17 protein-coding genes and 2 pseudogenes are annotated in these 21,728 nt (G+C 46.9%); 9 read left to right on the top strand and 10 right to left on the bottom strand.

Annotated elements, in window-relative coordinates; all coding sequences use genetic code 11:
* Positions 1-54: 54 nt before the first annotated feature.
* On the bottom strand, positions 55-951 hold the full coding sequence (locus tag C1H71_RS09855; protein WP_130106406.1) for a DUF5655 domain-containing protein: 897 nt from the start codon (positions 949-951) through the stop codon (positions 55-57).
* Positions 944-2,017 carry a virulence RhuM family protein gene (locus C1H71_RS09850; protein ID WP_130106405.1) on the bottom strand — a complete coding sequence of 358 codons (1,074 nt, stop codon included), beginning with the start codon at positions 2,015-2,017 and terminating at the stop codon, positions 944-946. The genes C1H71_RS09855 and C1H71_RS09850 overlap by 8 nt, the downstream gene beginning before the upstream one ends.
* Positions 2,018-2,195: 178 nt before the next feature.
* Here C1H71_RS09850 and C1H71_RS09845 point away from each other — a divergent pair, with 178 nt between their 5' ends.
* Entirely contained in the window at positions 2,196-2,864 is a 669-nt protein-coding gene (locus C1H71_RS09845) for a hypothetical protein (protein WP_130106404.1), read from the top strand.
* Between the two features lie 6 nt (positions 2,865-2,870).
* Positions 2,871-3,941, top strand: a complete 1,071-nt coding sequence (locus tag C1H71_RS09840) for a helix-turn-helix domain-containing protein (RefSeq protein WP_130106403.1) — start codon at positions 2,871-2,873, stop codon at positions 3,939-3,941.
* A 187-nt stretch (positions 3,942-4,128) separates the two neighbouring features.
* Here C1H71_RS09840 and C1H71_RS21940 read toward each other — a convergent pair.
* The 7 genes and pseudogenes from C1H71_RS21940 to dnaA all read right to left on the bottom strand — a co-directional run.
* Positions 4,129-4,329: pseudogene (locus C1H71_RS21940) on the bottom strand (hypothetical protein); the annotation flags it as partial.
* Between the two features lie 67 nt (positions 4,330-4,396).
* Positions 4,397-4,507 carry a hypothetical protein gene (locus C1H71_RS21935; protein WP_188053702.1) on the bottom strand — a complete coding sequence of 37 codons (111 nt, stop codon included), beginning with the start codon at positions 4,505-4,507 and terminating at the stop codon, positions 4,397-4,399.
* A gap of 552 nt (positions 4,508-5,059) precedes the next feature.
* Positions 5,060-5,749 carry a hypothetical protein gene (locus C1H71_RS09830; RefSeq protein WP_130106401.1) on the bottom strand — a complete coding sequence of 230 codons (690 nt, stop codon included), beginning with the start codon at positions 5,747-5,749 and terminating at the stop codon, positions 5,060-5,062.
* A 16-nt stretch (positions 5,750-5,765) separates the two neighbouring features.
* Entirely contained in the window at positions 5,766-6,683 is a 918-nt protein-coding gene (locus C1H71_RS09825) for a hypothetical protein (protein WP_130106400.1), read from the bottom strand.
* Between the two features lie 196 nt (positions 6,684-6,879).
* On the bottom strand, positions 6,880-9,291 hold the full coding sequence (gyrB, locus tag C1H71_RS09820) for a DNA topoisomerase (ATP-hydrolyzing) subunit B (protein ID WP_130106399.1): 2,412 nt from the start codon (positions 9,289-9,291) through the stop codon (positions 6,880-6,882).
* Positions 9,292-9,510: 219 nt separating this feature from the next.
* A complete protein-coding gene (gene dnaN, locus C1H71_RS09815; protein WP_130106398.1) occupies positions 9,511-10,617 on the bottom strand; it encodes a DNA polymerase III subunit beta in 1,107 nt (368 codons plus the stop codon).
* A 207-nt stretch (positions 10,618-10,824) separates the two neighbouring features.
* The gene (gene dnaA / locus C1H71_RS09810; protein ID WP_130106397.1) at positions 10,825-12,198 is read right to left on the bottom strand and encodes a chromosomal replication initiator protein DnaA; all 1,374 of its coding nucleotides are present in this window, start codon (positions 12,196-12,198) and stop codon (positions 10,825-10,827) included.
* 232 nt (positions 12,199-12,430) lie between these two features.
* On the opposite strand from dnaA, the gene rpmH reads away from it, so the two are divergent.
* From rpmH to C1H71_RS09780, 6 genes are all read left to right on the top strand, one after another.
* Positions 12,431-12,565 carry a 50S ribosomal protein L34 gene (gene rpmH, locus C1H71_RS09805; protein WP_082752850.1) on the top strand — a complete coding sequence of 45 codons (135 nt, stop codon included), beginning with the start codon at positions 12,431-12,433 and terminating at the stop codon, positions 12,563-12,565.
* Positions 12,566-12,628: 63 nt separating this feature from the next.
* On the top strand, positions 12,629-12,955 hold the full coding sequence (gene rnpA / locus C1H71_RS09800; RefSeq protein WP_130106396.1) for a ribonuclease P protein component: 327 nt from the start codon (positions 12,629-12,631) through the stop codon (positions 12,953-12,955).
* Entirely contained in the window at positions 12,943-13,152 is a 210-nt protein-coding gene (gene yidD / locus C1H71_RS09795) for a membrane protein insertion efficiency factor YidD (RefSeq protein WP_130106395.1), read from the top strand. The genes rnpA and yidD overlap by 13 nt, the downstream gene beginning before the upstream one ends.
* A gap of 24 nt (positions 13,153-13,176) precedes the next feature.
* On the top strand, positions 13,177-14,838 hold the full coding sequence (yidC, locus tag C1H71_RS09790; RefSeq protein WP_130106394.1) for a membrane protein insertase YidC: 1,662 nt from the start codon (positions 13,177-13,179) through the stop codon (positions 14,836-14,838).
* A 215-nt stretch (positions 14,839-15,053) separates the two neighbouring features.
* Positions 15,054-16,388: a tRNA uridine-5-carboxymethylaminomethyl(34) synthesis GTPase MnmE gene (gene mnmE / locus C1H71_RS09785; protein ID WP_130106393.1), complete on the top strand. Its 1,335-nt coding sequence runs from the start codon at positions 15,054-15,056 to the stop codon at positions 16,386-16,388.
* A gap of 204 nt (positions 16,389-16,592) precedes the next feature.
* Complete coding sequence (locus C1H71_RS09780; RefSeq protein ID WP_130106392.1) at positions 16,593-18,569, top strand: acyltransferase family protein; 1,977 nt, start codon at positions 16,593-16,595, stop codon at positions 18,567-18,569.
* A gap of 130 nt (positions 18,570-18,699) precedes the next feature.
* On the opposite strand, the pseudogene C1H71_RS09775 reads toward C1H71_RS09780, so the two are convergent.
* A pseudogene (locus tag C1H71_RS09775) lies at positions 18,700-19,038 on the bottom strand (transposase); the annotation flags it as partial.
* A gap of 361 nt (positions 19,039-19,399) precedes the next feature.
* On the opposite strand from C1H71_RS09775, the gene C1H71_RS09770 reads away from it, so the two are divergent.
* Entirely contained in the window at positions 19,400-21,706 is a 2,307-nt protein-coding gene (locus C1H71_RS09770) for a glycogen debranching protein (protein WP_130106391.1), read from the top strand.
* Positions 21,707-21,728 lie beyond the last annotated feature (22 nt).

Genomic DNA, 21,728 nt, shown 5'->3' with positions numbered 1-21,728 from the left:
CAGGCGAAGCGCCACAGAAGTGGTTAGAATTATGGGTTTAGCAGCTCATCGCACTTACTGCTCATAGGCCTTAAAAATAAAGACCTTGGCCACATCAAAGTCTTGTTGGCTTGCAATACTCAGCTCTAGATTTCCAGTCCCCCAATGGCCAATATCACTGACATCTCGGCCATTACTCGGCATGGCGTGCAAACTTGGGTCTAAATGCAAAAATAATAATAAACGGCCCTTTTGCAAAACAATGGAAGCAAAGTTCTTAAGCCGTTTAAATGAGTAATAAAGCTTTAACTCTCGCCGCTGCACATCGTCCCCCAGCGACAAGATATAGCCCTCTAAAGACGCCAAAATCTCGCGCAGCTCAGGGCTTAGCTCTGGCAATAACTCAGCCATACTTTTATCCGTGCCACGCGGTTTAACTAAGGTGTGGGCGGGCACTACAGATTGCACATTGGGGGTATTGGCAGCCTCTAGCAGCAATAAATCTTCTCCAAATAAACGATAACGCACCAGCTCAATCTGCCGGTTCATTTGCTGCACGGCATGCTCATCGTACTTGGTAAAATCAGACGCAATACAAATCACCCGAGGCCCGCTCCAATCAATAGCATCCGCCAACGGCTTGTCATAGCGCTCCATCACCAAGAGCTTGAATTCCGCCTGATGATCCATCAGCCAGTTTAAATAAAACAGACCCTGATTAATCACGCTTTCAGATTGCGAACGCTTGTATTCAATAATCACTGGGCAATTATTTTCATCCAAGCCCAGCGTATCAATCCGCCCACCATGCGTTTTACCCGTCGCATATTCAGAGGCCAAAAACCGCACCCCCAGCAAAACGTCTAAATTGCGCTCAATCAGTGTTTGTAGCGGCTTTTCCAAATCTGAAGCACGGCCCTTTAAGCGCAGCGCTTTATGCTGGGAAAGTTGAAAAAGCTGAATATCACTCATGCTTGTTTCCTGTTTTATTTAAAGGCAGCTGCTCTGCCATGTCTTCCAACACACTGATCTGCAAATGCTCGCCCTCAGCCTCTAGCAAAGCTCGCCGCTGAGCCGCAAACTGCTGATACTCCACCTCGGCATGTGCGTCTGCCTGCTGTTTAGACGCAGAACCCGCATCTGGCAACACATCCCGCTCGTTAAAAGCCAAAAAGGCATTCAACTTATCTTCCCAATCTTTTAAAAAAACCTCTTTACGGCGTAAGGCTTGGTCTTCGGCGTAATCCAGCCACATCACCACAATCCGGTTTAGCTCGCTAATTTCTGCCTCAAGCAAATAATTTTTAGCGACGGTGATATCCGCCTTTTGCACGCGGCCAGATTTCCAACTTTGCAGCCCCATATTCGGCTGATTGCTATCGGTCCGCTCGATGATTAACTCCGCCGCCGTTTTACCCGTCACCGCAAAATGCAGCTTATTTTGAATTACACGGAAAAACTGCGAGGTTTGCGCCAACGAAGGCGAATAATCCGCCGCCAGCGCAAAAATCTCCCGCACCCGTAAATACATCCGCCGCTCACTGGCACGAATATCGCGGATACGCTCAAGCAGCTCATCAAAACGATCCGGCACGCCCGACCCCGCCACCGGCGGATTCTTCAGCCGCTCATCATCCAGCGTAAAGCCCTTAATCAAATACTCACTCAAACGCTCCGTAGCCCAACGCCGAAACTGCGTACCACGGGCAGAGCGAACGCGGTAGCCCACGGCAAGGATGGCATCGAGGTTGTAGTGATCAAGGTTGCGGCTGACTTGGCGGGACCCCTCGGAACGAACTATTAGGAATTTCCTAATAGTTGCCTCAGGCTGCAGTTCCGCATCGGCATACAAGGTTTTCAAATGCTCATTGATCGTTGGCACTTTCACTTGAAAAAGCTCAGCCATCAGCGCCTGAGTTAACCACAGCGTATCTTCAACAAAACGACACTCAACACGAGTACGCCCATCGCTGGTTTCGTAGAGCAAAAACTCACCGGCGAGTGGAGCTTGCTTCTTTATGCCACTTGTTTCAGACATTTTCATTAACCTTTCTTGCCAATTTACAAACATCTTAACCGCCACAGATTATATGCACTGTTGGACTTCGTAAGCTTAACCCACCCTACTTGCTTCATCATCATAGATCTTAAACTTCTGGCCATGTTAATTTTTAACAGCTACAATGTAGCCATAAAAAATTAACATCGGAAAGATAATGGACCAAGCAATCGTCATCAGTGAACACGCCGATACTGAGCTGAAAATTTCCCATCTTGGACTCACCTTAAGTATTGCTCAAAAAGTAGCCCGTGTTGCTTCTGCAGCTAAAGCTTCGACTTTGGAGATTGATGTGGCGTTTGCTCCCGGCATGCTTGCCCACATATATGGGAATCGTCAGCTCCGTCTTGCACTCCTTCCATTAGGGTGGCGGTTGGGGCGTTTCAATAATGTTGAGACAGTAATTAACGATGATTTAGGGGTTCAAATTATCTTTCAAAACGTAGATATGGCATGCGTTCCTAGCCATTCTCCTCAGGCAATATCCAGCAAAGGCGCTGGTTCACGACAGCTAGTACAAAAAGGTATCCAAGGAGAACTTTGGGATCAACCGAATCTTAACCCAGCGGCTGTTGAAAGCCAGAATGACAAACGTGGTGTTACCCCATCGGTCTGGATGTTCTGCGTTAGTGATGATGGAAAACGTTTACGTGCAGAGCTATCTAAACCAAATCCTTTTGAAGGCAACCAATTAGAAAGCTTTAGCAAGCGCATCTTTGTTCTTGATGAAGAAACAGGGCCTCAGCCAGATATTGATATTAAATCATCCTCAAATGGGGACGATGATGAAGACTTCGACATTGAAGTCAATGTCGCAAGAAAGTGAGAATGTATGTTTAACTGCAGCAAGCTGGCCCTTGCCAGAAAAAGGCGGCAGCTTACCAAAAAGAATTTGGCAGAGAGATCTGGAATCACGGCTGTCACCCTAACAAGACTTGAAACAGGGATAACAACAGATCCTTCAATGGAAACTCTTCAAGCATTGGCTGGCGTATTAGCATACCCAGTGGATTTTTTCTTTGGAGAAAACTTCGACGAACTTACGACCGATGCGGCAAGCTTTCGTAGTCTTTCAACAATGAGTGCAGCTCAACGTGATGCCGCCTTAGGAGCAGGCCAAATTGCATTCTCCCTCACAAAATGGATCAATGCTCGTTTCGATTTGCCCGCTCCAGACCTACCGGACCTACGTGAAGACGACTCAATTTCAGCTGCTGCCTCTGTTCGGAACCATTGGGGTATAGGGTCCAAACCTATACCAAAACTGCTCTCCCTTTTTGAAGCTAAAGGCATTCGTGTTTTCACGTTGGCAGAAAGAAATAAGAATGTTGATGCGTTCTCATGTTGGAATGATGGCACCCCATATATCTTCCTTAACACTTTTAAATCTTCAGAGCGCACACGCTTTGATGCTGCGCATGAACTTGGTCACCTGCTTATGCATAGACATACCCCCTCTGGGCATCTGAATGGAGAACGGGAGGCTGATATGTTCGCAGCTGCTTTTCTAATTCCCCAAGATGATTTAATCAGCCACATGCCCAGAGTGCACTCCCTCAAGCACTTAATTGAAAAAAAAGCTCGCTGGGGTGTATCTGTGGCTGCATTGGCTCGTACAGCATTTAACAATAAGCTTATTAGCGACTGGTATTACCGAGATCTTTGTAAACAAATGAGTATGTTAGGGTATCGAACGGTAGAGCCCGAACAACGGGAGCCAGAGAAATCAGTGGTATGGAAAAAAATATTAGAAATGCTCTGGAAAGACGGAATTACCAAATCACATATCGCCAAGGAACTTTGTTTACCTATTGACGAAATTGAAGCATTAATCGGACCATTAGTTAACATTAATGTACCGACTCGAACAACTGAGTTTAAGAAACTATCAGTGGTTCGTTAATTGTTCGATAAATAGCAATCGTCACATCATCAAATAGACCGACAGGGAATATACGGCACTGTAAGCTTAAGTATCTAAATTGCATCAAAAAAAGCCCTCACAATTTCGAGGGCTTTTTTCATTTTCTAAGTTATTAATTTTTCATTAACTCGGCAGATATTTCACTTTCTTTGCCACTCGACACCCATCAAATATCCACATTCCGCGCAATCAGCGCGTTCTGTTCGATAAATTGACGGCGCGGTTCTACCTGGTCGCCCATCAGGGTGGTGAATACGGCATCCGCGCCTAGGGCGTCTTCTACGTTTACTTTCAGCAGGCGGCGCACGGTGACGTCCATAGTGGTTTCCCAGAGTTGTTCTGGGTTCATTTCGCCCAGACCAGCTCTGGATGGCTACGTTGCTGCGGATGAGGCCCAGTAGCCATTCGATGGCGACGTTAAAGTTGGTCACAGACTAGATTTGCTCGCCGCGTTTTACTTTAGCGTCGTCACCCAGCAGGCCGCTCAGCATGCCAGTGGTTTTGCGCATTTGCGCGTAATCCCCGGATAGCTCGAACGCGCCCACCAATGGCTGCGCGACTACATTGCTGATTCAGTTGAAGCACCTTGGGTTAGGCACTGCTCATTGCTGTCTATTACTTTTTCGGCAAGGCTAAAAACCAGTACAAATTGCATTGGCACAAACCCAAATAAGTAAAAAAGTTCTGTCTAAAAAAACCGACAAGGTACTTTACGATTCACTTAAGCAGCAGTGCATGAAGCAAACTATCAAATACCCATCAAGTAAAAAATAAAAACCAAACCATTGATTTTAAATAACTTTTTACATTAGCCGCACCATTGTTGCTCTATCTATCAAATACCCATCAAGTAACTCAAGCCCAGCATGGAACATACTTACGCAGCTTAGGTGGAGCCAATTCATCATGCAGCTTAATGACTTGAGCACTAAGCGCCTCTTTAAGTAAGCGCGAAGCAGTTGCACTATTCTTTGCCTAATAAAAAAACCAGCTATGCCTAGCTGGTTTTTTTGACTATCTCAACAATAAGACTACTCTTCAAAAAATTCAAATACATTTACTCAATCGTAAAAAACCACAATTATTATCTTAGATAATCACATTATTCCAGCAAGCCGCTTAACAACTTCAGGCACAAAACTACTCTTCGCAGGCTGCTCTGATAACCCCAGAAGGTGATAAATTTGCCCACCAATACCAGGCTTTACCTCGCCATCTGCATCTTTAGTACTATCCTTTGCAAAATAAATAAACTTAAACAGACTAGATATATGCTCAGGGAATTCCTCTTGTAGGTTTTGTTCTGACTTAGAATGCATAACAGGAGAAACTATATAAATATGCTTAATATTTATCAATTTCTCAATCAAAGCCAATATATTAGTCCGAACAACACAACTACCAGAGATAACAGACTTAACAATAATTAAAGAGTCAGCTTTTTCATAACCTGGTTGTAAGAATTTATGGACAATCGGTGCAACGCTTCCACCAGGAATTGAATAGTGATTATTCCAAAACACGGCAGTTAACGTATTTTTATGCTTTATCTGTAGTGTTTCTAACACACCATGAGCCAAGAAATCTGCATCTTCAGCAGTTGAAGCAACTAAACAAGTAGATTCCTCAGAGACTTCTCGCTCCAAAACGTCACCAAGTTGGCGTCCAAGAACGACCATTGCTCCTCGATATGCCTCAGGAGCGCTTGCTGCGTCAAGCAATGCATTCAGTGCTTTCTTCGCTACTTGATCGGCGTAACGGCTATAAGTTCGAGTATCAATACTCATTGCGAACCTCTATCATTTATTTCTCAGTACCTATTAGCGCTTCGGCAGCATTTTTTCTCATCAAGAAGTTTAAAAACTGCATGGGAGTCGAAAGTGTGCCGATCTCGTCTGAATCAGGTGTAACAACATTGCAAGCCAAGCCTACTTCAAGGCCATTATAGCTAACAATAAAACTCGCGGATTCTACACGCACAGTAACATTGTTAAAAGTATAGCACTTCTCAAGAAGCCAACTAGGTACCTCTGTACGTTCAATCACCGTGTCTACAAAGATATTGGGCTTACCCAAAGCTTTTGCACGCCCTAAAATGTCGTCGACCATCCTTGGTCTATCCGCATCCGTTCCCCAAATAGCCAATACCAGCTTAAATGCAGAATCAAGCAAAGATAAATCACTGGAGCCACATAACGCTTCAAGATTACTACGCAAGGGTTGAAAATCACACAATAACCTTGTAGTACTTGTATCCTGATAAGGAAAGTACTCAGAGTAGCACCTCTCCTTTAAATCGCTAGGAATTTTAGATTCATTATCCCTTGCTTTAATGGGGCAAGAAACCAATAAAACTTGAGTACTTATATTTACTTCATGGAATTCAGTATCAATTTCAAGCTGCCTGCGGAAACGCTCCTCCATCTCAGCATCCCAATTAGCAGGAGCCCCTGATGAATTTTTTGCTTGGTAATTTGTTTTAGCCCTAATCGATATTTGGCGAACACAAAGATCATCTACAAATGCGATATCTTGACTTGAAATAGAAAAATCATGCAATTCGTTGGATGGATTGGCAGCAAGTTCAAATATTTTCGCGGCAGCGTAAAAAGCTTCATATGCAGTGCCTTTTTGGTTACTATCCCCTCCCCGCCGGATATGAGCCAAATAAACCGCGGCAGCAGATCCATACTTTCCCTTAACAAATTCTGTCACACTCATACTTCGCCTCTAACAGTAGATGCTAGCAATTATTCCAACAATTACAGAAATATATTTATTAACGGCATAAAACAAGCTTATTCATATTTTTGCTCATTATTTAAAAAAGCCAGTTTTTACAAACTGGCTCTCTTAAAAAGATGCACAAAACAACAATCAATTTCTAATTATTTATTAAAACCCATTACCCATAAAATCAAATATCCACATTCCGCGCAATCAGCGCGTTTTGTTCGATAAATTGACGACGTGGTTCTACCTGATCTCCCATCAGAGTGGTAAATACCGCATCCGCACCCAAAGCGTCTTCTACGTTTACTTTCAGCAAGCGGCGGACGGTGACGTCCATGGTGGTTTCCCATAGCTGTTCTGGGTTCATTTCGCCCAGACCTTTATAGCGCTGGATGGCTACGTTGCGGCGGATTAGGCCGAGTAGCCATTCGATGGCGTCTTTAAAGTTGGTCACCGACTGGATTTGCTCGCCACGTTTTACTTTAGCGCCGTCACCCAGCAGGCCACTCAACATATCGGCGGTTTTGCGCATTTGCGCGTAATCGCCAGATAGCAGAAAGGCTTCATCCAGATATTGAATGGTGGATACACCGTGCTGACGGCGGGATACCTTGATCACAAAGCTTTCTTCTGAGCGATTAAAGCTAAAGGTGTAACGCGGGCTATTTGGGGTGGCGACTTTTTCTAAGGCAGCAGTCAGTAGATCAACGCTTTGCTGTGCTTCGGCTTCGGTGCTCAAGGCCAATGCAGGCAAACCGATCATGGCTTGCAAGACTGCGGCATCGATAAAGCGGCTATGCCTGTCGATCACGGCTTCAGAGGCGAAATATTGGCGGGCCAATTTTTCTAGCGCGTCGCCAGCAATCGCTTCCGCATCTGCGCTTGGTAGCAGCGATGCGCCGTTTAAGGCTTGGCGCAGCAGGTATTGTTTTAGCTCTGCTTCGTCTTTTAGATAAGTCTCGCTCTTGCCGTGCTTAATTTTGAATAGTGGCGGCTGGGCGATATAGATATAGCCGCGCTCAACCAATTCTGGCAGTTGGCGGTAGAAAAAGGTGAGCAGCAGGGTGCGGATGTGCGAGCCGTCCACGTCCGCATCGGTCATGATAATAATGCGGTGATAGCGCAGTTTGTCGATATTAAAATCGTCTTTACCAATGCCGCAACCCAGCGCGGTAATCAGCGTGCCAACTTCTTGGCTAGAGATCATTTTATCGAAACGTGCACGCTCTACGTTCAGGATTTTACCTTTTAAAGGCAGAATCGCTTGAAACTTACGATCGCGGCCTTGCTTGGCAGATCCACCCGCAGAATCACCCTCGACGAGGTAAATTTCAGATTTTGCAGGGTCTTTTTCTTGGCAATCGGCCAGCTTACCCGGCAGGCCAAGGCCATCTAACACGCCTTTACGACGGGTTAGCTCACGAGCGCGGCGAGCTGCATCGCGGGCACGCGCTGCATCCACAATCTTGCCGCAAATGATTTTGGCATCGTTTGGGTTTTCTAAGAGGAAATCAGCCAAAGCTTGGCTGATTACTTCGCTGACTACTGGGCCAATTTCGCTGGAAACCAGCTTATCTTTGGTTTGGCTGCTGAATTTTGGATCAGGCATTTTTACCGATAACACGCAGGTCAAGCCTTCGCGCATATCGTCGCCAGAGGTTTCTACCTTGGCCTTTTTGGCGTGATCGTTTTGCTCAATATATTGATTGAGGGTACGGGTCATCACTTGGCGCAGCGCCGTCATGTGGCTGCCGCCGTCGCGCTGCGGGATATTATTGGTAAAACATTGCACGGATTCTTGGTAAGAATCATTCCATTGCATCGCGACTTCTACAATCATGCCGTCTTTTTCGCCAACCGCATGGAAGATATGCGGATGCAATACGGATTTATTGCGGTTCATATATTGCACAAAGCCGCTTACGCCACCTTCATAGGCAAAGTTTTCTTCTTTGCCATGGCTGCGATCCAGCAATTGGATTTTTACACCATTATTTAAGAAAGACAGCTCGCGAATACGCTTTGCCAGAATCTCGAAGTGGTATTCAATCAAGCCAAACGTCTCGATCGAAGCCATAAAGTGCACTTCGGTACCACGGCGCTCGGTGTCGCCAATCACGGCCAGCGGGGATACCGCTTCGCCCTGACGGAACTCCATGCTGTGCGCTTTGCCATTACGGCGAATCGTTAGCTTTAGCCAATCAGATAGGGCATTCACCACCGATACACCCACACCGTGCAAGCCGCCAGAAACCTTGTAGCTATTCTGGTCAAACTTACCGCCGGCGTGCAGCTCGGTCATGACGATTTCGGCGGCAGAGCGCTTAAATTCGTCGTCTTCTTTGATATCAGTAGGAATACCACGGCCGTTGTCTTCCACACTGATGGAGTTATCAGCATGAATAATCACTTTAATGGTGTCGCAATGCCCTGCTAACGACTCGTCAATGGCGTTATCCAGCACTTCGAACACCATATGGTGCAGGCCGCTGCCGTCCTGTGTATCACCGATATACATGCCCGGACGTTTCCGAACGGCTTCAAGGCCTTTCAGAATTTTAATGCTATCGGCGCCATATTCTTGTTGCTCAGACATTGCTAATTCCTTAAATCAACATACGAGCTTGGCCTATTTGATGACCAAGCTAAATTTTTATAAAGATGTGCGCTGTATGTTCAAGCCCAAAAGCTTGAAGAAAAGCCAATCAAAATCATAAAAACAGTGCGAATACTTCTTCGCAACAGACATAAATCTAACATCTTACAAATGCAAAAGGCCGGGGCAACCCCGACCTTACCCGTCAACTTACCGAGGCTAGATGCGCATTGGCATGACGATATATTTGAAATGCTCGTTATCTGGAATAGTCACCAGTACCGAGGAAGTCACATCGCCAAACGAGAAATGCAGTGTTTCAACCGATGTATTGGTCAGTACGTCCAGCAAATATTGGATGTTAAAACCAATATCCAAAGGCGCGCCGCTGTAATCGACTTCTACTTCTTCCTGCGCTTCTTCCTGCTCATTGTTATTACACATAATTTTAAGCAGGCCGTCGGTCAGCACTAAGCGCACACCACGGAATTTTTCGTTCGATAAAATCGCAGCACGTTGCATCGAGGCTAACAACATCTGGCGCTCAATCAACAGGCCTTTATCATTATTTTGTGGAATCACACGGTTGTAATCGGGGAATTTACCGTCCACTACCTTGCTGTGAATCACAATATTGCCAAAAGCAAAGCGCACTTGATTGCTGGCGATATCAATGGTGACTTCGTCATCCGAATCGGCCAGTAATTTGTACAGCTCTAAAATGGTTTTGCGCGGCAAGATCACTTCGTTCTTAGCGAAATCACCCGGAATTTCTGCCGAGGCAAAGGCTAAACGATGGCCATCGGTAGCAACCAGTTTCAGTAGATTGCCTTCGGTAACCATAAACAAGCCGTTCAAGTAATAACGGATGTCTTGGTGTGCCATCGTAAATTGCGTACGGCCAAGCAGGGCTTTTAACTGGCCCTGTGGCATACGGATTGTGGCGCGCAAATTGGTATCTACTGCCAGTTGCGGGAAATCAGCCGCGGGCAGCGTTTGCAGATTAAAGCGGCTTTTGCCTGCCTTAATCGTCAGACGACCATCAGCCTCTTCCATGCTCACCACGGTTTTATCCGCAATCGCACGCAAGATATCAGACAGCTTTTTAGCTGCAACTGTAATGGCGAAATCATCGCCAGAAAAACCTTCCGCCTGACGGCTACTGATCTGAATTTCAAGATCGGTGCCGGTAAAAGACAGGGCGTCACCATCCTTCCTGATCAACACGTTAGAGAGGATGGGCAGGGTGTGCCTGCGCTCAACAATACCGGTGACCGTGGCCAGCGGCTTCAGGAGCGCATCGCGTTCGGCTTGCAAGAGTTGCATGGCGCCTCGTTCCGAAAAATGGGTTTAACCGCAGGATTCTAACCGATTTACAGCATGTGTAGGGAATGAATGGCGCTTCGCCATGTTAAATAAGCACAGCAGCATTCAAACTTACAAAACCCGCCGTTATTTATACAAAACGCATAAACGCACATTGTATTCAAACAGGCGGTAATGCAGCGGCGGTATGACCCGCCACGCTAAAGATTAACTACGCAGCATTTGCAACAACACACCGTACTGGTGAGCAATTTCGCTATCACTACCGCGCATTTCTTCAATGGTACGACAGGCATGTAAGACCGTAGTGTGATCGCGCCCGCCAAAAGCTTCACCAATTGCCGGTAAAGACATTTGGGTTAGCTCTTTAGTCAGCGCCATGGCAATTTGCCTTGGCCTTGCAATATCACGAGTGCGCTTTTTAGAGTGCATGTCTGCAATCTTGATTTTATAAAAATCTGCGACAGTTTTCTGAATATTTTCTACCGAAACCTGACGGCTACCAGACGCTAAAATATCTTTTAGCGCTTCTTTAGCTGCATCTAGTGTAATCGGCTGATTGGTAAAGCGCGAATAAGCCAATACCCGTTTCAGCGCACCTTCAAGCTCGCGCACATTAGAGCGGATATGTTTTGCCACAAAAAACGCCACATTGGCATCAAGCTTAAAGTTTTCACGCTCGGCCTTTTTCATCAGAATTGCCACGCGCATTTCTAGCTCAGGCGGCTCAATAGCAACCGTTAGCCCCCACGAGAAGCGCGAAGTTAGGCGCTCTTGCAGCCCATCAATTTCTTTTGGATAGCGATCTGAGGTAATAATAATTTGCTTGTGCGCTTCAACTAATGCGTTAAAGGCGTAGAAAAATTCTTCTTGGGTTTTATCTTTACCCACAAAAAACTGAATATCGTCGATCAGTAGTAAATCTAGCGAATGGTAGTAACGCTTAAACTCATCAAACGCTTTGTGCTGGTAAGCGCGCACCACGTCTTGCACGTATTTTTCGGCGTGGATATAACGAATCTTTGCACCAGGATTGCGCTGATGCACATAGTTACCAATAGATTGAATCAAGTGAGTCTTACCCAGGCCCACACCACCATACACAAATAGCGGGTTGTAGCTTACTCCTGGGTTCTCTGCTACCTGGATAGCCGCAGCGCGCGCCAACTGGTTGGCTTTACCAGTAACCAGCGTTTCAAAAGTAAAGTTAGGATTAAGCCGCGTGGTTTCGTGATTGGCCGCAGAAACGCTGATCACCGCTTTGGCGGGCACAGGCTTAGCAGCACCACCCTCTTGGCTACTGGCTTGTAACGCAGCCACCGGTCTTGGCATTACACCAACACGCAAAGCAATAACCGGCGCATCACCACCTTCGGCAAAAGCCGCAGCGGCTTCTTCAATCATCCCAAGATAACGATCACGGATAAATTGTAAAAAAATCTGATTAGGCACGATCAGGTTTAAACCCTCATCGGTCATTTCAACCGTAAGCGGTTTAATCCAAATACGAAACTGGTCCGCGCCCAAACGACGCTCCAACTCAGTAAGGCAGTGGGGCCAGCAATTTTCCAGCACAGACATAGGGGTATCCTGTTCGCCGTGATTTGCTCATACACAATACAGCCCCGCACTGGAGGCTCACGACGGAAACGGTGATGTTTTCAAAAGAGAACGAGGAGCGATTGTACCGCTTCATCCACGACTTATCCACAGCCCGATCATGATGGCGCTCAATAAAATGCATTGACACAAGGGCATAGAAGGCATATAAACGGCGGTTTACTTCGATTTTGTTTGGCAGGGATCCAATATTATGAAACGTACATTTCAACCTTCAGTTATCAAACGTAAACGCACTCACGGTTTTCGTGCCCGCATGAAAACCGTTGGTGGCGTTCGCGTTATCAACGCTCGCCGCGCAAAGGGCCGCAAGGTTTTGACCGCTTAATTGCGGGCAGAACCTTGATGCTAAGCTTTGTTGGGACACTCCCAAACTGGTTTTGCGCGCAATATGCGCCTGCTGAAAGCGGATGAATTTTCATCCGTTTTTAGTTTGCGCTGTTCTTCTTCCAACGATTTCTTTCAAGTACTTGGTAAGCCCAACGGGCTAGATCACGCTAGGCTTGGCGTTGTCGTCGGAAAAAAAACAGACAAACGGGCAGTAGGCCGCAATTACATCAAACGCACAGTACGAGAAACATTTCGTCTGAACGCAGATAAAGTAACCGGCATCGATCTGGTAGTACGTGCACGTCGACCATTTGGGCGAAAAGAAGGCGCTGCAGCACGTGAAGCACTTATTTCACTGCTCGGCAAGATTCACAAATGTCGAAAATAATCGTCGCCTTACTAACACTTTATCGGTTTACTATTAGCCCGCTCCTTGGGCCCCGCTGTCGCTACACGCCAACTTGCTCCCAATACGGCATTGAAGCCGTGACACGCTACGGTGTGATAAAAGGGGGCTGGCTAACTACTCGCCGGCTGTGCCGTTGCCATCCTTGGGGTGGATGCGGCCATGATCCGGTACCATAAATCCGCATACCATTTCGAGCACCAATGGATACCAAGAGACTTATCCTCTTTATCGCGTTGTCATTCGGCATTCTCTTCTTCTGGCAGAAGTGGATGGAACAGCGTTACCCTCAAATAAAAACCACGCCTGCTGCTACAGCAAGCGCCACCAATGGCTCTACACCCCAACAAGCTGCCCCAGGCCAAGCACCTCAAGATGCTGGCAGACTGCAACGCGGTCAGCGTATTACGGTAAAAACCGATCTCTTCAATGCTGAAATTGACACCAATGGTGCCGATCTTCGCCGTGTAGAGCTGCTTAAGCATGGCATGATTGATAATGCTAAAAAGCCATTTGCACTGTTACAAGACGAAGGCGAGCATATCTATGTTGCCCAAACCGGCTTGATCGGTGATGGCCTGCCTACGCATAAAAGCATTTTCACCAGCACGCAAAGCGCTTACCAATTGGCCGATGGTCAAAATGAAGTAGCGGTTCGCTTAGAAGCTGCAGGCCCAGATGGTGTAAAAATCGCCAAGGTGTATACCTTTAAGCGTAATAGCTATCTGATTGATGTGAAGTACGAAATCGTTAACGGCACAAGCAAGCCTTTAACAGCCTCGGCTTACTTCCGCCTGCTACGTGATGGCAAAACACCTGAAGGCAGCGGCGGCCATATGGGCGCAACCACCTTTACTGGCCCAGCTGTTTACACCGAGAAGAAGAAATTCCAAAAGGTAGAATTCAGCAAGCTAGATAAAGGCGAAGCCGATTATGAGCAAACCGCCAAAGACGGCTGGGTGGCCATGTTGCAACATTACTTTGCTACCGCATGGATTGTATCCCCAGTGGGTGCCCCTGCAGTAGGCGGTGAAAATGGCGTTCGCTACGAGCTGAAAAAGCTGCCAGATGGCTTGTACTCCGCCGGTGTGATTGTTGATTTGCCAGCGATTGCAGCCAATGCCAAGTACGAAACAACGGTGCCATTGTTTGTTGGCCCAGAAGAAACACGTGTACTTGAAACCGTATCGCAAGGCTTTGATCTAATTAAAGATTATGGTATTTTCACCATTTTCTCTAAACCTATCTTTGCGGTAATGGATTTCATTCACAAGATAGTAGGCAATTGGGGTTGGTCGATTATTCTACTGACCATGCTGATCAAAGCGATGTTCTTCCCACTCGCCGCTGCCAGCTACCGCTCAATGGCTAAAATGCGCAAGCTTGCACCGCGCATGGAACAGCTCAAAGCGAAGCACGGCGACGATAAGATGAAATTCCAGCAAGCCGTGATGGAAATGTATAAAACCGAGAAAGTGAACCCGCTAGGTGGTTGTCTGCCAATGCTGGTACAAATTCCTGTGTTTATTGCACTTTACTGGGCACTACTGGCATCGGTTGAATTGCGCCAAGCACCGTGGATGTTCTGGATTACTGACTTATCAGTGAAAGATCCTTACTACGTACTGCCAGTATTGATGACTATTTCGATGTATATCCAAACATCGTTATCGCCACCACCGCCAGATCCGATGCAAGCTAAGATGATGAAGATTATGCCGCTGATGTTCAGTGTGTTCTTCTTCTTCTTTCCAGCTGGTTTGGTACTGTACTGGGTCGTTAATAACGTGATTTCTATTGCCCAGCAATGGTATATCACGCGTAAGATTGAAAATGCAGATAAGGTTACTGAAGCGAAAGCCTAAGCTTGCAGCCTTATCAAAACGCCGCCCTAGGGCGGCGTTTTTACATTCACCACTAAAACCCAAATCTTGAAATATGCTCACAAAACAGTCCTCACTCAAAACCTAGCCATAAATACCATCCGCTCGATAAAATAAAGAGTGCCTGTGCTTAGATTTTTCTGTGCAACCCCGTATTTCAAGATTTGAGTTTTAAATATTTAAGTGATTAGATCAATATGCTCTACACCCCCGATACCATCGCCGCCATTGCCACCGCCCCAGGGCGAGGTGGTGTGGGCGTTATTCGCATTTCTGGCCGTCATTTAGGCGATATCGCCGATAAGCTGATCGGCAAGCCGCTTACCCCCCGCTATGCTCACTTTGCCCGCTTTAAAGCCGCAGATGGCAGCGTGGTAGATGAAGGGATTGCCCTGTATTTTCCCGGCCCCAACTCTTTTACCGGCGAAGACGTGATTGAGCTGCAAGGCCACGGCGGGCCGATTGTGATGCAAATGCTATTAGCGCGCTGCATTGAGCTGGGTGCTCGCTTTGCCGAAGCTGGGGAGTTCAGCAAACGTGCCTTCTTAAACGATAAAATGGATTTGGCTCAAGCCGAAGCCGTAGCCGATCTAATTGATGCCCAATCTACCGCCGCCGCAAAATCAGCGCTTAAATCACTGGATGGTGCGTTCTCACGCGAAATCCATGTCTTGGTCGACGAGCTGATCACACTACGTATGCTAGTAGAAGCCACACTCGATTTTCCCGAAGAAGATATCGATTTTCTAGAAGCCGCCAATGCTCACGGCAAGTTGCTAGAGCTACAAAGCCAGCTGCAGCGGGTACTTGGCACTGCCACCCAAGGCAAATTGCTGCGTGAAGGCGTGCATATCGTGCTCATTGGCCAGCCCAATGTCGGTAAAAGTAGCCTAATGAATGCGTTAGCAGGTGAAGAAATAGCCATTGTTACCGCCATTGCTGGCACCACCCGCGATACGGTACGAGAGCTGATCCAGCTTGATGGCATACCCGCGCATATTATTGACACCGCAGGCCTACGGACCACCACAGATATCGTAGAAAAAATCGGTATCGAGCGAACTTGGGCAGCCATTGCCAAGGCAGAACTCGCCCTGCTCCTTATCGATAGCCGCGAAGGCATCACCGCAGACGATCAAGCCATCTTGGATAAACTGCCACCTCAGCTGCCCGTGCTACGGGTATTTAACAAAATTGATCTAACCGGCGATGTACCCGGCATCGTGGCCGAGAATGAAATCCACGTTTCGGCCAAAGCAGGCATTGGTTTAACTGAGCTGCGCAGCAAGCTGCTCGCCTTGGTTGGCTGGCATGGCAATGACGACAGCGTGTTTATCGCCAGAGAACGCCACCTTAACGCCATCCGCCGCGCCCAAAGCCATCTTGTAACGGCAGAAACTGCCTATCTGCAAATCGAAATCTTTGCAGAGGAATTGCGCCTTGCGCAAAACGCGCTCAGCGAAATTACTGGGCAATTTACTTCTGATGACTTACTTGGGGTGATTTTTAGCCGTTTTTGTATTGGAAAGTAATTAAGCAAGCCTGCAAAAACCCGCTTTAATGCGGTTTTTTGCTTTTAAAGCCACATAAAACACATCGCGATCTGCTATAAATAAGTCATAAAACGGGAGGAGCGGCTCAATCACGCCTATCCCGCATACCACCCTCAGGACTTCGCATCACACCGTGCTTTGCACTAATCAGGTGTTTTTATGCACTACATCTAAAGGCGGAGAATGACTTTAATTAAAAAAATGCCCTCTTCAGGCTATATTCCTGAAATAGATAGCCTGCGCGCAATTGCTGTTTTATCAGTTATTTTATTTCATTTTAACCCGCTAATTTTGCCCGGTGGTTTTTCAGGGGTAGATGTTTTTTTTGTGATTTCTGGCTATGTCGTCAGTAGCAGCTTAGCCAAGAGCCAGCATCGTCATTTTATTGGCTTTGTGCTGCAATTTTACTCTAGGCGCATTATCCGTATTTACCCAGCGCTCTTAGCTTGTTTAATGATTGTTGGCCTGCTGCAAACGCTCCTTGTGCCCGCATCATGGCTAAGCCAAAGCACCAATAGTACTGCTTTATATGCCTTTGCTGGCATCAGTAATTATGCGCTGATCTGGTTTAACGATGGCTATTTCTCACCCCGTATTGAGTTTAATGCCTTTACCCATACTTGGTCTTTAGCTGTTGAAGAGCAATTTTATTTATTATTCCCCTTTATATTTTTTATTTGGATAAAACATAAAGAACAAAAAACATTTATGGGGCGCATCACTCCCTATCTATTGCCACTACTATTTATTGTTTCTTTGGTTTATTCTTGGCATGAAACCCAATCGGCTCCAAATCATGCCTATTACCTTCTGCCCAGCCGATTCTGGGAACTAGCCAGTGGCGCTATGCTGTTTATATGCCACCAGCAAAATAAACTAATTATTCAATCAAAACACAACTCAAACTTTGCAATTGCACTGGGTATTATATTAATCGCGATCGGGTTTATATATTCTGACCCAAAATCTTTTCCCTTTCCTTGGGCTCTATTAGCAGTAAGCGGCACTTTATGCCTGATTACTGGCGTTGCTAATACATCAGGCCGCTTAGCAAGCATCTTGCAATTTCCATTACTGGTTTATATCGGCAAAATATCCTATTCACTCTATTTATGGCACTGGCCTGTTTTGGTGCTATTTAGATGGACCACCGGCTTAGATCACCCAAGCAATATACTGGCTGCAGCTCTAGCCACAGGCTTATGTAGTATTTTTTCCTATCACTTTTTAGAGCGCCCAATACGCCAAAATATTTTTATTCATAGCAAACGAGACTGGCAAATTGCAGGGGGAGGGATTTCAATTATTCTGCTCTGCTTTATTTCCACCCAGCATATTTTCAAAGCACAGCCACGGCTTAGTCTAAGCGTGACGCGAGATGTACAAAACTGGTACCCCGAGGCTTGGCCCTCAGCCAGCAACGAACAAAAAACAGCTATTTTTTCCCATCGAAAAATCTTTGTGCTAGGTGATTCGCACGCTATAGCTTACCGCACCATGCTGCAAAAGCTGAGTGATGAGCAAGGTATTGAAGTTTTACCTTACTCGGCAGCAGGCTGCCCTGTCGCCAATTTACGCCAAACAGCAGACTCACAATGCGCAGAATTTATCGAGCAAGCACTCAGACAAATTGAACAGACCGCACAAGCAGGCGATCTGATTTTTTTAGCCTCGCTCAGAATGCCCCGTTTAAGCGATCAATGGACCACCTTTATCGAGGCGCAAGTTTTAGATTCCAACCAAAAAGCAGACGAGCATCGGAATCAGGTTTTGGCAGAAGCAGAGAACATTATTAGTCGCTTAGAAAAACGCTCTTTAATCGTGATGCTGGATGCCCCTAAACCCGTTTTTAAATCCCCGCCCTTTCGCTGCTCAGACTGGTTTAACGCCAGTAATCCCATTTGCCAAAGCGGTCTCAGTATAAAGCGCAGTTATTTACAAGAAATGAGTAAGCCAGCATTCACCACGCTTGCTGCCTTGCAAAAGAATCACCCAAAGCTGCTGATTTGGGAAACTTTCTCCGCCCTTTGCCCATCAGAAACCTGCTCGGCTTTTGATCAGCAATTACCTTTATTTTTTGATGGCGATCATTTAAGTGCCCATGGCAACCGAGTACTCTACCCCTCATTCCTCGCCCTATTGCGTTCAATGTGGAGATAGCTTTATATGTATTGAAAGCCAATAGAATGCGCTGTGGCATCCTGCTGACAACCCATACAAAGAAAGTGCTTAGGCAATCTAAGCGTATTATGATCAAATTATTATGCTGATAATCGGCAGGATGTAGTGGTCAAGTATTTTCAGGCACCACGATCAGTGTTTTTGCTGCCATTTCTTGTTTATAAATCATTGGTGGTTTGTGCCTCGAGCCGAGTGCAAACGCACGCAGTTGTAAAAGCCTACGATGTACTCGGTGATGTCTTTTCCCAATGATTGGCGTAATCCCGACGCCAAACCCGTTCCATTTTTAAATTCAAGAAGAAGCGCTCCATCACGGCGTTATCCCAGCAATGACCTTTTCGACTCATACTGCACTCGATGCCGTGCAACTTGAGCAGCGCTTGGTACTCATACCCGCGTATTGGCTACCCCGATCCGAATGCAGCACCAGACCCGCTCGAGGTGTGCGTGCAAAACTACAAGTGCGTGTTGCGATCTTAAACCGCTTCACGCAATTGGGCACACCAGTGACAGTGCGCTTAGCGTAAATCCGTATGGGATTTGGGGCTGTTCGTTCTTAAATTGATTTGTGCACCCTGCGGAATTGACGTCCGTACAGACGGCAGAAGCAGGTGTCAAAATAAAACAAACAATGAATTTGCGCATGAGCATTGCTATGGATAAGTGGATCAAAAATCACATCATTGGAAGCTGGCAATCATTTATCCATGCTTTTCACTCAATCCCAGATAATCTACACACCTCGACTGGGCGGCACACAACAAGCACAAACCCAGCGTTCTCAAAAAAGGAATGATTGGAGACAAGCAATGCAATTAAATAAGATTGTTACTGGGATCATGCTATCCATCGCTAGTTTTTGTGCGCTTCCAGGCCTAGTACATGCCGCAATCAATACCTCGAACCTCGGTGCCAACTACGACGCCACTGCCGCCAATGTATTATTCAAAGTCTATACATCACGCGCCACCCGCATCGAAGTGTCGGTGTACGCCACCGCCTACGGTGCGCAAGAAGTCGGCAAATACGTGTTAACCAAGAATGCCAACAATGTCTGGTCGACCAGTATCCCAGTAAACACGCTCAAGGGCTTGGGCATCAACGGCACCGTATATTATGGCTATCGCGCTTGGGGGCCGAATTGGCCATATAGCACCTCTTGGACCAAGGGCAGCAGCGTCGGTTTTATTTCTGATGTCGATGCCGCCGGTAACCGCTTCAACCCAAACAAACTGCTGATCGATCCCTATGCGCTCGAAATTAGCCATGATCCAACCAATCCCACCTGGACCGACGACACCATCTATGCAACTGGCGCGACTTATCGCAATATCGACAGCGGTACTAAAGCTCCAAAGGGCATCGTCTTAACGACCAACACCCAAAGTATCGGCACCAAGCCAACCCGTGCGCAAAAAGACGATGTGATATATGAAGTACATGTGCGCGGCTTAACCATGAACGACACCAGCATCCCAGCCAGCTTACGTGGCACATATGCGGGTGCGGGGTTGAAGGCGTCCTATTTGGCTTCGTTGGGCATCACGGCAGTCGAATTTTTGCCAGTGCAAGAAATCCAAAATGACGACATCGATGTATTGCCAACCTCAACGTTGAACGACAACTACTGGGGCTATATGACCCTAAACTATTTTTCGCCTGATCGCCGCTACTCGTCTAACAAGGCTCCCGGTGGCCCTACCCATGAATTCAAAGCGATGGTCAAGGCTTTTCATGACCAGGGCATCAAGGTCTACCTCGATGTCGTGTACAACCACACAGGCGAAGGCGGCGCATGGAGCAGCACCGACAAGACCGTGTACAACCTATTTTCGTTCCGTGGCCTAGACAATCCGACCTATTATGAATTGAGCACCGACAACCAATCGTCATATGACAATACCGGCGTCGGCGGCAACTACAACACCCACAAAACAGTGGCGCAAGACTTGATCATCGATTCACTCGCCTATTGGAGCAATACGCTTGGTGTTGACGGCTTTCGTTTTGATTTGGCGTCAGTACTCGGCAATACCTGCGAAAGCAGCTGCTACAATTTTGACAAAATGGATGCCAGTAATGCCTTGAACCGTATTACCCGCGAATTCACACCGCGTCCGGCTACTGGTGGCAGCGGTGTCGATTTGATCGCCGAACCTTGGGCGATTGGCGGCAATTCGTATCAAGTCGGCGGTTTTCCACTCGGCTGGTCAGAGTGGAACGGGATTTTCCGCGATACTTTCCGAAAACAGCAAAACAAAATGGGTATCGAGCCAATCACCCCTGGTCAAATCGCCTTACGTTTTACTGGGTCGCCAGATCTGTATCAAGGCAATGGCCGCAAACCTTGGCATTCGATTAACTTCATAACGGCACACGATGGTTTTACTCTCAAAGATATGTATATGTGCAATGCTAAAAACAACACTCAAGCTTGGCCATACGGCCCTTCCGATGGCGGCGAAGACAGCAACAATAGCTGGGATCAAGCCGGCATCGCGCCCGACCAGCGCAAGGCCGCACGCAATGGCTTTGCTGTTAATTTGCTGAGCGCAGGCACACCGATGATTACCGGTGGTGATGAGTTTATGCGCAGCGTCAATTGCAATAACAATCCATATAACTTGGATTCGAACACCAATTGGTTAAGCTACACTTGGACCGTCGATCAAACCCACTTCAATACCTTCGCCAAACGTTTGATCGCATTCCGCAAAGCCCATCCCGCCTTGCGCCCGATGGATTTTTATTCTTCAGCCGACAACAACAAAAATGGCTTAGCGCAATTGGCCTGGTTCAAACCCGATGGCGGCACTCCAGATGCGACCTATTTTGGCGATGCACGCAACCACGCACTGGCTTATCGCATTGATGGCAGCGAACTCGGCGATACCGCTTCGGCAATCTATGTGGCCTACAATGGCTGGCCCGGATTAGTCAACTTCACGCTGCCATCGCCTGGTGCTGGCAAGACTTGGTATCGTGTGATGGATACCTCGACCTGGAACGAAGGTGCCAACACCATGATGGCACCAGGATCGGAAACCTTGATCGGCGGGCAAAACATCGTGTATGGCGTGAATGCCCGAGCGATATTGTTGTTGATTGCCAAGTGAAAATTTGTAGCTTATACCGCTG

The organism is Iodobacter fluviatilis, assembly GCF_004194535.1.
Taxonomy (GTDB): Bacteria; Pseudomonadota; Gammaproteobacteria; order Burkholderiales; family Chitinibacteraceae; genus Iodobacter; species Iodobacter fluviatilis_A.
Note: the sequence above shows the minus strand (reverse complement) of the source record. Positions and strands in the feature narration are given on the sequence as shown.

Excerpts from the sequence above, each read along its gene's own strand:
- C1H71_RS09855 (WP_130106406.1), bottom strand. The coding sequence starts at position 951 with ATGAGTGATATTCAGCTTTTTCAACTTTCCCAGCATAAAGCGCTGCGC.
- C1H71_RS09850 (WP_130106405.1), bottom strand. The coding sequence starts at position 2,017 with ATGTCTGAAACAAGTGGCATAAAGAAGCAAGCTCCACTCGCCGGTGAG.
- C1H71_RS09845 (WP_130106404.1), top strand. The coding sequence starts at position 2,196 with ATGGACCAAGCAATCGTCATCAGTGAACACGCCGATACTGAGCTGAAA.
- C1H71_RS09840 (WP_130106403.1), top strand. The coding sequence starts at position 2,871 with ATGTTTAACTGCAGCAAGCTGGCCCTTGCCAGAAAAAGGCGGCAGCTT.
- C1H71_RS09830 (WP_130106401.1), bottom strand. The coding sequence starts at position 5,749 with ATGAGTATTGATACTCGAACTTATAGCCGTTACGCCGATCAAGTAGCG.
- C1H71_RS09825 (WP_130106400.1), bottom strand. The coding sequence starts at position 6,683 with ATGAGTGTGACAGAATTTGTTAAGGGAAAGTATGGATCTGCTGCCGCG.
- gyrB (WP_130106399.1), bottom strand. The coding sequence starts at position 9,291 with ATGTCTGAGCAACAAGAATATGGCGCCGATAGCATTAAAATTCTGAAA.
- dnaN (WP_130106398.1), bottom strand. The coding sequence starts at position 10,617 with ATGCAACTCTTGCAAGCCGAACGCGATGCGCTCCTGAAGCCGCTGGCC.
- dnaA (WP_130106397.1), bottom strand. The coding sequence starts at position 12,198 with ATGTCTGTGCTGGAAAATTGCTGGCCCCACTGCCTTACTGAGTTGGAG.
- rpmH (WP_082752850.1), top strand. The coding sequence starts at position 12,431 with ATGAAACGTACATTTCAACCTTCAGTTATCAAACGTAAACGCACTCAC.
- rnpA (WP_130106396.1), top strand. The coding sequence starts at position 12,629 with ATGCGCCTGCTGAAAGCGGATGAATTTTCATCCGTTTTTAGTTTGCGC.
- yidD (WP_130106395.1), top strand. The coding sequence starts at position 12,943 with ATGTCGAAAATAATCGTCGCCTTACTAACACTTTATCGGTTTACTATT.
- yidC (WP_130106394.1), top strand. The coding sequence starts at position 13,177 with ATGGATACCAAGAGACTTATCCTCTTTATCGCGTTGTCATTCGGCATT.
- mnmE (WP_130106393.1), top strand. The coding sequence starts at position 15,054 with ATGCTCTACACCCCCGATACCATCGCCGCCATTGCCACCGCCCCAGGG.
- C1H71_RS09780 (WP_130106392.1), top strand. The coding sequence starts at position 16,593 with ATGACTTTAATTAAAAAAATGCCCTCTTCAGGCTATATTCCTGAAATA.
- C1H71_RS09770 (WP_130106391.1), top strand. The coding sequence starts at position 19,400 with ATGCAATTAAATAAGATTGTTACTGGGATCATGCTATCCATCGCTAGT.